The following is a 13,801-nucleotide window of genomic DNA, read 5'->3' as shown; positions in this document are numbered from 1 at the left end:
TGCTCCGGTGCCGGAAAGCAGCATGCACATGCATGTTGGTTTCTTTGTTTCTGAAGACGTAGCGCCGAAACTCGGGGCGGATGATACGGGGTGATAAAATGACTTTCACAACCGCGAGAACATCGTGATTAAACGCATTGCAGCAGCGATTGTGGGAATCGGTGTCGCCGGTGGCGTCGGATTCCTTGCGTACGCGTGGTATCCGGAGATTGCTCCGGTTGCGCCGCCGTCTCCCTCCTCCTTCAGCAAGGCACAGATCGAACATGGTCGTGTGCTGGCCGCCGGTGGTTACTGTGCGGAGTGTCATACCCGCACCGACGGCAAGCGCGGTATCGAACTGGCGGGCGATTACAAGATGGACACGCCCTTTGGCGCCATCTTTTCCTCCAACATCACGCCCGACCCGGAAACCGGCATCGGTCACTGGTCGCAGGCCGCGTTCAAGCGTGCGATGCGCAAGGGCATTTCACGTGACGGGACACAGCTTTTCCCGGCGTTCCCGTTCGATCATTTCACGCATATGACGGATCAGGACATTGATGACGTCTATGCGTTCCTCATGACGCGCGAACCGGTCCATTCGGTCAAGCGCGACAACACGGTGGCCTTCCCCTTCAATATCCGCCTGGAACAGGCTGGATGGAAGCTCCTGTTCCTGCATGAAGGGCCGCTGAAGAATAACGATGCCAAGGATGCGCAGTGGAATCGTGGTGCCTATCTTGCCGAAGGGCTGAGCCACTGCTCTGCGTGCCATACACCGCGCAATGCGATGGGCGCGGAAAAGAGCAGCGCCCCCTATGACGGCGCGCCGGTGGATAACTGGATTGCCCCGCCGCTCAACGAACATAACCCCACCCCTGTCGTGTGGACCGAGGACGAGTTCTTCAAGTATCTGCGTTACGGTTCCGCCCCGCTGCATGGCAGTGCGGCTGGCCCGATGTCGCCTGTCGTCCATGGTGGCCTGAGCGAGATGCCGGAATCCGACGTCCACGCCATCGCGCACTATCTTGCGGATATCGACAAGGCCGCCACCCGCGTCAACGAAGACCCCAAGGCCATCGCCTGGGCCATGAAGGCGTCCATGCGTGACCTCGTCGGCCCGCAGACAGACCCCAACGCACGCCTGTATGCCGGGGCCTGCGCCGCGTGCCATGCCAACGCCGGCCCGCAGCCGGTTGACGGACGCCCCGACCTGGCGCTGAACAATGCGCTGTGGCTGGATGAACCGACCAACCTGTATCAGGTGATCCTGCACGGAATTGGAACGCAGGAAGGCATCTCCACCGTGTCGATGCCCAGCTTCTACCATTCCTTCTCCGACGCGGACCTCGCACGTCTGGCCGCCTACCTGCGCGCCACGCGGACGACCCTGAAACCCTGGACCGACCTTGAGAAGAAAGCCGCAGACGTCCGCAAGACGCTGGCTGCCTCTCCTGTCGCCTCTTCTCATTGAGATGAAAGACGGAGCTAGAACATGACGACCTTTCACCTCAATGGACGCGAAGTCACCGTTGACGTCCCCGAAGATACCCCGCTTCTGTGGGTTATCCGTGACGAAGTTGGCCTGACCGGGACAAAGTTCGGCTGTGGCATCGGCATGTGCGGCGCATGCACCGTGCATATCGGCGGTCGCGCCACCCGGTCGTGCATCACCCCCATCAGCGCCGCCGAAGGCGCTGACATCACCACGATCGAAGGGCTTGACCCCGAGGGCAAGCATCCCGTGCAAGAAGCATGGCGTGAACTGCAGGTGCCGCAGTGCGGGTACTGCCAGTCGGGACAGATCATGCAGGCCGTCAGCCTGCTCAAGGATTATCCCTCCCCCACGGATGAGGAAATCGACGCGGTCATGGCCGGAAGCCTGTGCCGTTGCATGACCTACATTCGCATACGCGACGCCATCAAGAAGGCCGCGGCAGCCGCACGCGGAGATTCGTCAAATGGGTAGACTGAACCGTTTTCTTACTGGAAAAGGCTCCGGCTCAGGACAGGGACTGTCCCGGCGCGGCTTCCTTGTCACCTCGCTTGGCGCGGGCGTCATGTTTGGATTTGCCCGGCAGGCATCGGCCAACCAGGTTTTCCCGCTTGATAAATCCGGTCCCGGCGATGGTGCGTTCGAACCCACCATCTGGTGTGCGATCGCACCGGATGGGGAGATCACGGTCAATATCATCCGTGCGGAAATGGGCCAGCATATCGGCTCCGCCCTTGCCCGCATCATCGCGGACGAGATGGAGGCCGACTGGGACAAGGTACGGATCAATTATGTCGATACCGACCCCAAATGGGGCCTGATGGTCACAGGTGGCAGTTGGTCCGTCTGGATGACGTGGGATATTTTCCGTCAGGCAGGCGCGGCAACGCGCACGGCCCTGGTGGAAGAAGCCGCGCGCCTGCTGGGCACGACGCCCGACAAGTGCAGCGTCAGCAAAAGCATCGTGTCCGCCGCCAATGGCAAGCAGATCAGCTTTGGCGACATTGTCACGCAGGGTCATCCCAGCCACTCCTTCACGCCCGAGGAAATGGCCAAGCTGCCCCTGAAACCTGCGAGCGAGCGTCGCCTGATCGGTAATTCGGAACTCAAGAAGGCACTCGACATTCCTGCCAAGACCACGGGCGAGGCCATTTATGGCATCGACGCCAAGGTCGAGGGCATGGTCTATGCCCGCCCGAAGATGCCGCCGACGCGCTATGGCTCCAAGGCGCGTTCCGTTGATGACAGCGAGGCCCGCAAGGTCAAGGGCTATATCCGTTACCTGAAGATCGACGACCCGTCGGGCGTGGTGCAGGGGTGGATCGTGGTGCTTGCCAGCAGCTACAGCGCCGCCATCCGTGCGACCGACGCGCTGAAGGTGGACTGGATCCCGGGGGAGACCGCCCATGTCAACGAACGCGACATCCAGGATCGTGGCCGTGAACTGATCAACCACAAGGAAGGTGGTGTTTACGTCTTCAATGACGATGGCGTGGATCAGGCGTTCAGTTCGGCCCATACGGTCATGGACAAGGAATATACCTGCGCATCCGTCCTGCATTACCAGCTGGAGCCGATGAACGCCCTCGCCTTTGTCAAGGACGGCGTTTACGAGATCCATGCAGGCAACCAGTGGCAGTCATTGATCCTGCCGACACTGGCAAAGGCGCTGGAAGTCCCGGAAAGCAAGATCGTGCTGCGCAGCTACCTGCTGGGTGGCGGGTTCGGGCGTCGCCTGAACGGGGATTACATGATCCCGGCCGCCCTCGCTTCCAAGGCACTTGGCGGCAAACCGGTCAAGCTGATCCTGACGCGTTCGGACGACATGGTGTTCGACTCCTTCCGCTCACCATCCGTGCAGCGGGTCCGCATGGCGTTCGATGCCTCCAACAAGATCACCGCCATGGATTATCAGGCGGCGGCCGGCTGGCCCACCGGGGTCATGGCGGAAGCTTTCATGGCCAAGGGCGTACATGACGCCCCATATGACCAGTTTGCCATTGCTGGTGCCGATCACTGGTACGAAGTGGGGGCATTTCGCGTGCGGGCGTTACGCAACGACCTGGCGGAAAAAACCTTCCGTCCCGGCTGGCTGCGCTCGGTCAGTCCCGGCTGGACCAGTTGGGGGGGTGGAATGCTTCCTGGACGAAGTCGCCCATGCGCAGAAAAAGGACCCCGTGCAGTTCCGTCTGGATATGCTGACGGCCACCGGACGCAACAAGGGCGAAGCCCCCGATGCCGTTGGCGGGGCATTGCGGCAGGCTGCGGTTCTGCGCCGCCTGGCGGAAAAGGTGGGCTGGGGCCAGCAGACGCTGCCCAAAGACACCGCGCTGGGTATCTGCACGACCGCAGGACAGGAACGCGGCATGCCGACATGGATCGCCTGCTGTGCGCAGGTGCATGTTGACCGCTCTACCGGTGTTGTCCGCTGTGAAAAGCTGACGATCGTGGTGGATGCCGGTACGGTGGTCGATCCCGACGGCGCACGTGCCCAGACCGAGGGTGCGGCCCTGTGGGGCCTGAGCATGGTACTGTTCGAGAACACGGAAATCGTGAACGGACAGCCGGTGGACCGGAACCTGAACACCTATACCCCCCTGCGTATGGCCGATACGCCGGAGATGGATATCGAGTTCCTGCCCAGCACCGAAAAGCCGATGGGCCTTGGTGAACCCGGAACCACGGTTGTCGGCCCGGCCATTGGCAATGCGATCTTCAACGCCGTCGGTGTCCGGCTGCGCCATATGCCGGTGCGCCCGGCGGATGTCCTGCGTGGGCTTCAGGGAAGCTGAGCCTGCCCCGGACAGGGCATGAAAAAGGGGGCTGGCGCATGATGTGCCAGCCCCCTTTTCTTTTGCCGTTTGGAAACGGCGTCTTTGCCTAACGTCCGGGATGTTGCCTGATGTCGATGTTGCCTGATGTCAAAGACTGTTTGAAACATTGGTCCGGGAAGCAGCTTGAAATCATAAGGAAGTTTTTGGATGCTGCTTTTTTCAAAAAGGCAGCATCTTCGAAAGCCCTTTTGAAAAAGCTTCATCAAAAACCTTTATAATTTCAGGATGCTATTGAACCTGACTTTTTCAAACAGCCCCTGATAAATTTTCAAAGCTTTCCCCAAAGCTTTGAAAGACATCGCATCTTCAAAAAAAAACGAGGCGACGACTGAAAACTTTTCCCATTCTTTTTCAATGGGTGTTTTCAATCCGCACCGAGGGAAGAGGCAACGTCTTTCGCAACTATTCCCCTAGCGGAATCCCTACCAGAAACGCACCGTCAGCAAACAGGCGGCGCGTCACATCCGCACGGCCTGTCGGCCAAGCGCCGGGTCATCCGTAAAGAACCCGTCCAGCCCAAGATCAAGATAGCGCCGGATTTCCGCGATGGCCCCGTCGGGATTGCGGGCATTATCCCCCATCGCATTACGCAGTTGCAGCGGCAGGAAACAGTTTTCGGGCCGGAAGGTATACGAATGCACCAGCAACCCGGCCCTGTGCGCATCCTCGATCAAGGATGACGGCGCAAGCCATGCCCCGGAGGCATCGCGCGGAATGATGTCTACATTCGACGGACCAATCACATCCGCATACTGCCGCACGTTACGCAGGCCCTCTGGCGTCATCAGGTCGCCAAATGTCGTGCCCTGCCCAGCCGCCGCAAGGTCCGGCACCCGTTGCGTGCGCTCCCCCATCAGGAACATCAGACGTGCCTGCGGGTTGATCGCCTTTACCTTGCCAGACAATGTCTTGAGATTCGTGGTCTCAAACGACTGCACCTCCAACGGGCAATAACGCGTATATTCATGCGCCCCGATCACCTGCAGGAACGTTTCTTCCGGTGTATGACCCAATTTGTGGAAATGGGTGGAGTTCTTGATCTCCGGGATCAGGCCGATCACACGTCCACGTGCGGCAGCCTCTGCCGCCACGAAATCAATGACTTCCTCGAACGTGGGGATATCGAAATGTCCATCATAACGCGTGTTATGGGCACGCACCATCGGCAGACGTTCCCGCGCGCGCAGGGTTTTAAGCTCCTTCAGCGTGAAATCCGTCGTGAACCATCCGGTTTCCGACACGCCATCAATCACGACCGTCCGCTTGCGCGATGCGAATTCAGGATGGCTTGCGACATCCGACGTTCCCGCGATATTGCTTTCATGTCGCGCCACCAGCACACCATCGCTGGTGGGGACAAGGTCGGGTTCGATATAATCAGCACCATCCGCAATGGCCCTGGCATAGGATGCCAGCGTATGTTCCGGCCGCAATGCGGATGCCCCACGATGCGCCATGACCAGGGGCACCGGTGCCAGTGATGGCGCGGCACGTCCGGGCCGCACCGGCAACATTATCGCGCCCCCCGCCAGAACGATTGCCTGCCTGCGTGTCAGCATGGCCTTATCCATGAATTTTTCCAGTCTGATTGTCTTGGCGCCATGACCCGGTTGGGGCTGTCGGAAAAGATGATCCATGGGGCAACTGGGAAATATAAAAGCTTTCCGGGCGTCGACTTTTCAAAAAAGCCCATGTTTTTCAAATATTTTCAAAAACATGCACCGACACTTTTATTTCCCAGTCATGGAGAGATTCCCATGGGGGCATTCGCCCCCTGCCCCATCACGGATCAGAGCGGAGAATGGGCCGCAGCATCATGCTCGATCGTACAAGCCTGCGGATTGGGTTTGGGGGCTTCGTGGCGCAGGCTCTCCAGTTCTGTCCGTGCGGCATCCAGATCCGCCCGGAAGGCAGGGTTGCCGTGCATGGCGGCAATATCGCCCGCCCCGGTCATATATCCCTCCAGCACGTCACTGGCCCAATGCACGCCACAGACGATACGGCTTTCACCGAATACGCGCCCACGTTGCAGGATTTCGGTCGAACGGTCCGGCAGAAGTTCCGCCAGCACCAGCGCCGTACTCCAGCCAAGAAGGGTGTGCCCGGAAGGATAAGCCCCCGATGTCGCCAGGTGGGACCGATCGTCCTCTGTGCAGATCGACTGCGTATTGCCCACGAAAGGACGTGCGCGATGCCATGATGCCTTGGCGTTGCGCATATCGGGAATTTCGCTGACATCCATCCGATGGATCAGCGCGGCAAGGCGCGGTGCCTTGCTGGCGTCGATCGTAAAGCCTGCCGCACAGGAAAAGCTGCGCAGCAGCGCCTCGATACGCAGGTCCGCATCGGATGTCGCCAGTGCCCAGCGCGCGCCGCCCTTCAGCCCACGCGTGGATTCAAAGGCATGGTCATCCGCGGCCTGACGCGCCGAGCCTGCCTGCGGCGGCGGGGGAAGGTACTGTGTGGCATCAGGCTGCGTCGCAGGTGTCAGATACCCTGCCTCCGGCGCGTGTGCTGACGGTGCCGTACGGGCCACGCAATTTCCTGAAACCATGAACAGTGACGAACACAGGACTGACAATAGATAATGTTTCCGCATGACATCCCACAATAATAAAACACAATAACGCGCCAGATACGGCCCCCGCCGCCGGGTCACCGGTATGTTTCCGACGGTGACATGTCCGTCACCTTTTTCAATACAAATCTGGAACGACCATATCATCGGGCACGGGCTGGCGGATATAATCCGGGCCGAAGACACGTTCAGGCAGCGTGACTTCGGGCTTTTCCACGTCCTGATAGGGAACCTGCGACAGCAGGTGACTGATGCAGTTCAGGCGCGCTTTTTTCTTGTTATCAGCCGGGACGATCCACCATGGCGCATCCGCGATGTTTGAACGTTCCAGCATGATTTCCTTGGCCAGCGTATAAGCTTCCCACCGCCTGCGGCTTTCAAGGTCCATGGGGCTTAGCTTCCACTGCTTCAGTGGATCTTCCATCCGGGCACGGAAACGCAGTTCCTGTTCGTCATCGGAAATCGAAAACCAGTATTTGACGATCTGTATTCCACTGCGCACCAGCATCCGCTCGAACTCCGGCACCGAACGGAAGAATTCCTCATATTCCGCATCCGTGCAGAAATTCATTACCCGTTCAACACCTGCGCGGTTGTACCAGCTTCGGTCAAACAGCACGATTTCACCTGCGGCAGGCAGGTGGCTGACATATCGTTGGAAATACCATTGCGTGCGTTCACGGTCATTGGGCGCAGGCAGGGCGGCGACACGGCAGATGCGCGGGTTCAGGCGTTGGGTAATGCGTTTGATCACGCCCCCCTTTCCCGCCGCATCGCGTCCTTCGCAAATCACGACCAGCCGATGCCCGGTCTCCTTAACCCAGTCCTGCAATTTCACCAGTTCGCCCTGCAGGCGCAGCAGTTCACGGAAATAGACCTGACGAAAATCCAGCGGGTCACAATTCTTTCCCGACCCCAGACGTGCGTCATCAAGCTCAAGCTCGATCTCTTCATCAAGGTCGTCAAGGATCTCCTCGCGCAGGCGGATCTTGTCACGCGATTCGCGATCGCAACTATGCTTCATGAGGAAACTGGCCATCCTGTCAAATGGGGTCGTGGTGATCGATACCACGCATTAGCCGTCAGAATTCGTCGTGGATATAGGCATCCTCGTCATCAATCGGCGCAAGCGCGTCATGCGGGGCATCATGCAGGGCCCTGTCCCTGTTGCCCGCGCTTTCATGCCGACGGTCCTTCCACACCAGAACCAGCGCGGGACGCCATTCCTCGATGATGTCCTGCTTCTTTTCGCGCGACGTGTCCTGCATGACCCACTCTTTGTCAGACCAATGGATCAGCGGACCATAGTCCTGATTTTCCTTATGGAATGTGAACGTTTCTTGAAATGTCATTTTGGTCTCAAAACATAAATATCGCCATGTGCGAGAAACTTCACCTCCCCCGCACGGTTGCAATGGGGTTCGCCTACACACCGCCATCAGCCCGATCGCTGTGGAGGGCGGAGCCTGCACTTTCGTGTTGCAATTGCGATTCGTTTGCAATATGGATAATGAACTCACGGCGTATCAGACAGTTCCCCAACCGTCGATTTCCCAGCCCTAACGCCGTGAAAACTCTGCGGCATCGTCCACCTTCCTTGGGGCGATGCCGCACCTTTTTTTCAGTGCAGGGACAAAGCCACCATGCCCGACACCACAGGATGCACACCCGACTGGCACCTGGAGCACTCACGCCCCGCCCTGTTCCTTGACTATTTCAATCCGCGCACATTCTTTTCCTCCCAGGTCAACAGGCTGACCACGCGGTTCCGCGATATTCAGGCCTTGTGTGACGAAGGTGAAAATCCACCGGACCTGACGCGGCTTCGCAATGAACTTGCCTTTCACCTCATCAAGATGTCCCGCTGGTGGGGTTTTGATTTTTGTCCACGTGGCGTCACGAATGTGCGTAATCCGCTTTTCATGACCTATGTAAAGACACATATCGAAAATTCGATCGAGGACGAAAGCCTGTTCGACCTTCTGACGGTGCAACGTCATATGCATGCGGGCGATGCGGGCCATATCCTTGTTCTGGGACATGAAGGCGGTGCCGACCCGACACTGAGTGTACTATTCGGTATAGACGGGCAACGCGGATTCCGCTTTGCCATTGGGTCGACCGGCCTTGCCCCCCTGTGGAATGGGCAGACTTATCCCGATTTCGCCAGCGCATGGCTGGCGGCACGCGCCGTGCATGCACTGATTGCAGACAGCCACGCCAACGTGCAGGAATATGAAATCGCGCATCAGGAACATATCTGGGCGCGTGCATGGCACAGGCGGCATTTTCACCGTCATATCACCCGTCCCGCCATGGACATGTATGTTCAGGCCAAGGAACAGCTTGGTGCCTGCCAATCGGAATTCGGCAGGCAGGAATTTGAAACGATCGTAAACAAGGCCGCGTTCCACATCACCTGGAGCGCATTTCACCGGAACATGACAATCGCGGACATGATCGCGGAAAGCAACATGGGCGAAACAGAACTGCGTCAGGCCAACATCATCAAACGACGTGCCCGGACCTATATCACCACATGTGTCGACCCGATCCAGCGCCCGGAAATGGATATCCTGCTTGATCGTGTCATTTCATACCTGCCGCGGCGATGCGCCTGACAGGCACCACCGCGACAGCACACGGGTACTACCACCCGCCGCCCCAACCACCCCAGCCCCATCCCCCATAAGGATAGGCATAATATCCGGGATAGCCGTAACCATATCCGGGATAACCATAATAGGGATACGGACCACCCCAACCATAGCCATATCCCCCGCGATCCCAGCCACCGCCACGATCCCAGCCGCCACGGTCGCCACCCCAGCCGCCATCTGGGCCGCCTGGACCTCCACCACGGGGGCCTCCTCCGCCCCAGCCGCCGCCCGGTCCACCACGACCGCCGCCACCGGGTCCTCCCCCCCCATGACCGCCACCGGGTCCACCACCGCCACCCGGGCCGCCACCATGCTGCGCATGCGCCTCTGTCAGGGTCAGGACCGGCGCCACAGCCAGCGACATGGCCATCAGCGCCACCGTCCAGTATTTTGTCTGCTTCACCTTATTTCTCCTCCACCGGCGGCCCATGCCATGCGCTGCCACGATGTTCGCGCATGATCCGGGGGCTTCACAAGACATAGTGCTGCATGGGACCTACGTGAATGATGAGGAGCATATTCTAACATTTCGTGACATTTGCCGCTTTCCCCCACGGGAACACCCACAAGACTGCGCAATCATGGCACCCGCTTTGCCCGGCCCCGAGATCTGGCGCGGATACTGCGGTGAAGCAAAAAACAAGCCTCAGAGGTCAGAAGGCAAGACATCATTCCGGCCCTGACGGCCAGGCCCCACCGCCCTGAAACCGCCCCGAACCCGAGGGGCTTTCCTTCCTCATGCATATCCCCATCATGAACCAAACGGTACAATACATTCCGCCAGTTATGGGCCAGAAGCCGACGACGGCAATGCCTGACCCGCTGGGGATACATTAGCCACCATCGCAACATTTACTGTACCATACGGCATAGCGCGCAACAGGAGGATATCCGCGGTGGATATGTCCGCAATTTCGGCTGCCACCTTAAACAGTCAGTACTTATTCAAAATATCTTTTTTTGCCAGAGACAATGCGAAGACGAATGTATCATATCTCACTTTGTTCTTTTTACATTCCTCCTCACAATCTGGAAATACTATGCTAATTCTATCTACTCCATCGTCCACAGATAAAAGACATATATATATGCTCCATCAATATATATCTCACAAACCAGCTTGTGATATTCAGAATCACTAAATATTTTTGTTTCTATTATTGACCCATGAAAATTAAAATTCATGGTTATAGAAATCCTCTAAATATACCGTCAGCATCGAAGCGTGCTCCTTGAGCCGTCACATTTTTTCCCTCCAGATCTGTTCCCGTTATTCATTACGTATTCGATTCATTTTCGAAACAATAAAAACCATTCACGCATTCCCTGTTCCCACCAGAGGCTACGTCCTTCGAAGGCTTCATGAAAAATCATTCATGAAAAACCGTTATAATACCGACATGTTCCTGACACTGCCCTTTCAACTGACCAGCCCCCATCACCGTCAGATGGGACATACCCCACTGGCACATTGCAGATGCGCCCAGTCAACAACTTCCTTTACATCATCATCATGTATCGCAGCGGCAATTGCCGCGAACTTCCCGGCGGAGATTTCCTCCTCCGGCAGGTATTCATAACCAAGAGCGGAATCCGGACGGCTGGGCAATATGGCACAGCAGCGGATATGCGGTTGGTGGGTCGCGACCAATGCACGGAATTCCGCCAGATCATACCGGTTGGTATATACCTTAAGCGTATAAGACACCTGGTTGCCCTGTTCCGCCCCGATCCAGTATTTTTCCAGCAGTTCCAACCAGCGATACTGTGCCTCTGGCGTGGCTTCGGGCGCCGTGACAATCCGTTCCCCCATGCCCAGGCGCTGAATCAGCGGCACGGTGGGAAAGCCCACGATGCTCATGCCCGGAAAACTGCGCAATGAACGCACCGGATATCCCCGTTTTTCATACGCCGGAAGCAGCGGGTCGGCCCCCTCCTCCCACGTGCCATCTTCGCGCTGCACGCCCTTGAACTGCACCCAGCGCAGGTACTGCCGCCGTGCCGGCAGGTGTGCCCCTTCCGTCAGGCCAAACAGCTTGGACGTCGTGCCGGCGGGCTTGATGGTTGTCACCGTCACCGGACGCACAGTTCCGGTTTCGCGGGCATAGAGATTGGCTTCTTCCTTGGCTATGATTGAAAGTTCCTGCACTGCGCACCAGAACGGGGCGGCGCGCTCCTCGTCCAGCAGGTCGTTAAAATCCAGACCGAAGCGCACCCACGCCCATTCGTGCAGGCCGGTTGGTCCGATCCCGATACGGTTGGTCCGTCGCACTTCCTCCCCATACAGGGCGTCCATGCGATTGGCACGCAGCAGGAACCTTACACCCAACCTGACGGAATCACGCACACGCGCATCCCACACCTGCGTAACCGCATGCGGTATGCGCCCGGGCGTCACGTCCCCCGGTGGTATCGGACAGGCCAGCAACGGTGCAAAATCACCGATCACGCAGTACCCACCCGTTACATGCAGCGTAATTTCGCCACACGGGTTGGTCGTCACCGGGAAATGCGCATGTGCCGCACGCCCGGCAAGATCCGCCAGAAGGGCGGCCGCCTCTGTCGCCTGATACCGCCCCGAGCGGAAATCCCGCCCGTCCGCATGTATTTTCTTCTGCCGGGCACTCCCGGTCCGGTTGTCCTCCAGCCGGTCGCCATTGATGAAACCAGGCTCCCCATTGATCCATGCGCATCGCGTGGCCTCGGCAAAGACCCTGCGGGCATGCCCGGCCAATGAACCGGTCATGGCCGGGTCGTTCACAAAACCCCAGAATTCGCGGTCCACCATTACGGAATGGTTGGCCGTCCACAGGCCGCCTTCTTCCTTGGCACGGATAAAGTGCAGCACATCGGCATCGCGCCAGGACTTGGTGGCCATACGTGCGGCACGGCGGGCGCCACCGACCTGCACCTCCACCGACAGGTAATGATCCACCCGCAACGCCTGTTCCCACAGGGGCATAGCCTTGTCCCGTCCCGCCTCGATCACGTGACGGCGAATGTTCAGCAACCCGCGCAAAAGGGAAATCGGGCCAGATGCGGGGCGCCCCTGCATGCCCGCAATCGGGCTGCCGGCGCACCGGATGGCACTGAGGTCCAGGACAAGCCGATGGTCATGCTGTTCCCTGAATGCCATGGCCTCGATCTTCTCGATCGCCTTGCCCCAGCCTTCGCGACTATCCTCGATGACATGGACACTTATCGCGGCACTGTTTCGCATCTGTGGCGCAGGCACTTCGGGCAGGATGGACGAGGCGCGGAACGCACGGACCTGTGCCTCCATCCCTGCGTCAAAGGTTTCCAGCGTTGTCCCCCATGGCACGACCTGCATATCCAACCCGAACCGCAATAACCCGGCACGATCACGGGGATAATCCGGATGCGTCGGCGCAAGGACGAACGACAGGTCAGGCGCCCGCGTCCAGTCCACCACACAGAGTTCATCATCATAGGCCCGCCCCACGCCGGAGCCATTGAGCAACAAGTAGAATTTGGCGAAGGAACAGATGGCAGTGGCGCAATTGGTGAACATTTCCATGTTCCGGCCCGGTTGCGTGGCATCACCATGTTGCAGATGCCGACCGGATGTCAGTAATGCACCGGTGGCGATGGCGTTACGCAACTGCGCACGTTCCCGCGCGTCCACACCGGGCAGTAACGCCGTATTGCCCCGCGCCACACGCGCGGCCACATGGCCGAAATCCTCGTGATCGGTGGGGCGGAACACGGTCCGCCGCCCCACAGCCGCCCCCATCCCACGATCCAGCGAACGGGCAGGCAGCGGGGATAGGCCGAATGCCCCTTCGAAGGGATCACGTATCTGCGCACGCGCGCCGCCAAACAGCGAAAAACCTCCGTCCATGCACTGGCTCCCTCGTGCAGGCGAACGAGGGCCATGCGAGGACACCGGTTCGCGCATTTAGTGGAAAGAAGGCAATCATGACACCAGATATGGTGTCATGCACGGAGAAATTTTATCCAGAGCGTGTGAATACCCCCACGAAGGGCAGGACTTTCGCCGCGCGACTCATGAAACAGTTTTTTTGTAACATCCGATGATCGCAGAGTCGGAAAACATCAGCCTCCTGCCATGCTGCGCAAACACAGGCGATGGCACAGGGCATGCGGGGAACACCGCGAGGTCGGGTTGGGGGATCTCGTGTCCGGCGGTTCATCCCCGCGTATGCGGGGAACACTCTTCGTGGAACCACTTGATTTTAAACGGTTATTTTATTGTCAAAGAATCTACCAACTT

The 13,801-nt window shown here is 58.5% G+C and carries 9 protein-coding genes and 1 pseudogene; 4 read left to right on the top strand and 6 right to left on the bottom strand.

The window, feature by feature from the left end; all coding sequences use genetic code 11:
- Positions 1–124: 124 nt before the first annotated feature.
- The 3 genes and pseudogenes from FYB92_RS07845 to FYB92_RS07835 all read left to right on the top strand — a co-directional run bounded on the left by FYB92_RS07845 (position 125) and on the right by FYB92_RS07835 (position 4,266).
- On the top strand, positions 125–1,453 hold the full coding sequence (locus FYB92_RS07845; RefSeq protein WP_003620476.1) for a cytochrome c: 1,329 nt from the start codon (positions 125–127) through the stop codon (positions 1,451–1,453).
- 21 nt (positions 1,454–1,474) lie between these two features.
- A complete protein-coding gene (locus FYB92_RS07840) occupies positions 1,475–1,948 on the top strand; it encodes a (2Fe-2S)-binding protein (RefSeq protein ID WP_003620477.1) in 474 nt (157 codons plus the stop codon).
- Positions 1,941–4,266: pseudogene (locus tag FYB92_RS07835) on the top strand (molybdopterin cofactor-binding domain-containing protein). The gene FYB92_RS07840 and the pseudogene FYB92_RS07835 overlap by 8 nt, the downstream one beginning before the upstream one ends.
- Before the next feature lie 500 nt (positions 4,267–4,766).
- Here FYB92_RS07835 and FYB92_RS07830 read toward each other — a convergent pair.
- From FYB92_RS07830 to FYB92_RS07815, 4 genes are all read right to left on the bottom strand, one after another.
- Positions 4,767–5,867, bottom strand: a complete 1,101-nt coding sequence (locus FYB92_RS07830) for a glycerophosphodiester phosphodiesterase (protein ID WP_332828988.1) — start codon at positions 5,865–5,867, stop codon at positions 4,767–4,769.
- A gap of 230 nt (positions 5,868–6,097) precedes the next feature.
- A complete protein-coding gene (locus FYB92_RS07825) occupies positions 6,098–6,844 on the bottom strand; it encodes a phosphatase PAP2 family protein (protein WP_239015913.1) in 747 nt (248 codons plus the stop codon).
- 160 nt (positions 6,845–7,004) lie between these two features.
- Positions 7,005–7,910 (bottom strand): polyphosphate kinase 2, encoded by a 906-nt coding sequence (gene ppk2, locus FYB92_RS07820; protein WP_003620483.1) that lies wholly within the window; start codon positions 7,908–7,910, stop codon positions 7,005–7,007.
- 58 nt (positions 7,911–7,968) lie between these two features.
- Positions 7,969–8,154: a hypothetical protein gene (locus tag FYB92_RS07815; RefSeq protein WP_062809906.1), complete on the bottom strand. Its 186-nt coding sequence runs from the start codon at positions 8,152–8,154 to the stop codon at positions 7,969–7,971.
- 375 nt (positions 8,155–8,529) lie between these two features.
- Here FYB92_RS07815 and FYB92_RS07810 point away from each other — a divergent pair, with 375 nt between their 5' ends.
- Complete coding sequence (locus tag FYB92_RS07810; protein WP_332828429.1) at positions 8,530–9,507, top strand: hypothetical protein; 978 nt, start codon at positions 8,530–8,532, stop codon at positions 9,505–9,507.
- Positions 9,508–9,535: 28 nt separating this feature from the next.
- Here the strand turns inward: FYB92_RS07810 and FYB92_RS07805 are convergent, their stop codons facing one another.
- Both FYB92_RS07805 and FYB92_RS07800 read right to left on the bottom strand, forming a co-directional pair.
- A complete protein-coding gene (locus tag FYB92_RS07805) occupies positions 9,536–9,949 on the bottom strand; it encodes a hypothetical protein (RefSeq protein ID WP_175576172.1) in 414 nt (137 codons plus the stop codon).
- A 1,041-nt stretch (positions 9,950–10,990) separates the two neighbouring features.
- Positions 10,991–13,408: a recombinase gene (locus FYB92_RS07800; RefSeq protein ID WP_332828428.1), complete on the bottom strand. Its 2,418-nt coding sequence runs from the start codon at positions 13,406–13,408 to the stop codon at positions 10,991–10,993.
- Positions 13,409–13,801 lie beyond the last annotated feature (393 nt).

This window comes from Novacetimonas sp. GS1 (genome assembly GCF_036686925.1).
GTDB classification, from domain to species: Bacteria; Pseudomonadota; Alphaproteobacteria; order Acetobacterales; family Acetobacteraceae; genus Novacetimonas; species Novacetimonas hansenii.
This window is presented reverse-complemented; position numbering and strand designations above follow the sequence as displayed.

Bases quoted from the DNA above. Each gene is read 5' to 3' on its own strand.
- FYB92_RS07840 (WP_003620477.1), top strand. From the start codon at position 1,475: ATGACGACCTTTCACCTCAATGGACGCGAAGTCACCGTTGACGTCCCC.
- FYB92_RS07830 (WP_332828988.1), bottom strand. From the start codon at position 5,867: ATGCTGACACGCAGGCAGGCAATCGTTCTGGCGGGGGGCGCGATAATG.
- ppk2 (WP_003620483.1), bottom strand. From the start codon at position 7,910: ATGAAGCATAGTTGCGATCGCGAATCGCGTGACAAGATCCGCCTGCGC.
- FYB92_RS07815 (WP_062809906.1), bottom strand. From the start codon at position 8,154: ATGCAGGACACGTCGCGCGAAAAGAAGCAGGACATCATCGAGGAATGG.
- FYB92_RS07810 (WP_332828429.1), top strand. From the start codon at position 8,530: ATGCCCGACACCACAGGATGCACACCCGACTGGCACCTGGAGCACTCA.
- FYB92_RS07800 (WP_332828428.1), bottom strand. From the start codon at position 13,408: ATGGACGGAGGTTTTTCGCTGTTTGGCGGCGCGCGTGCGCAGATACGT.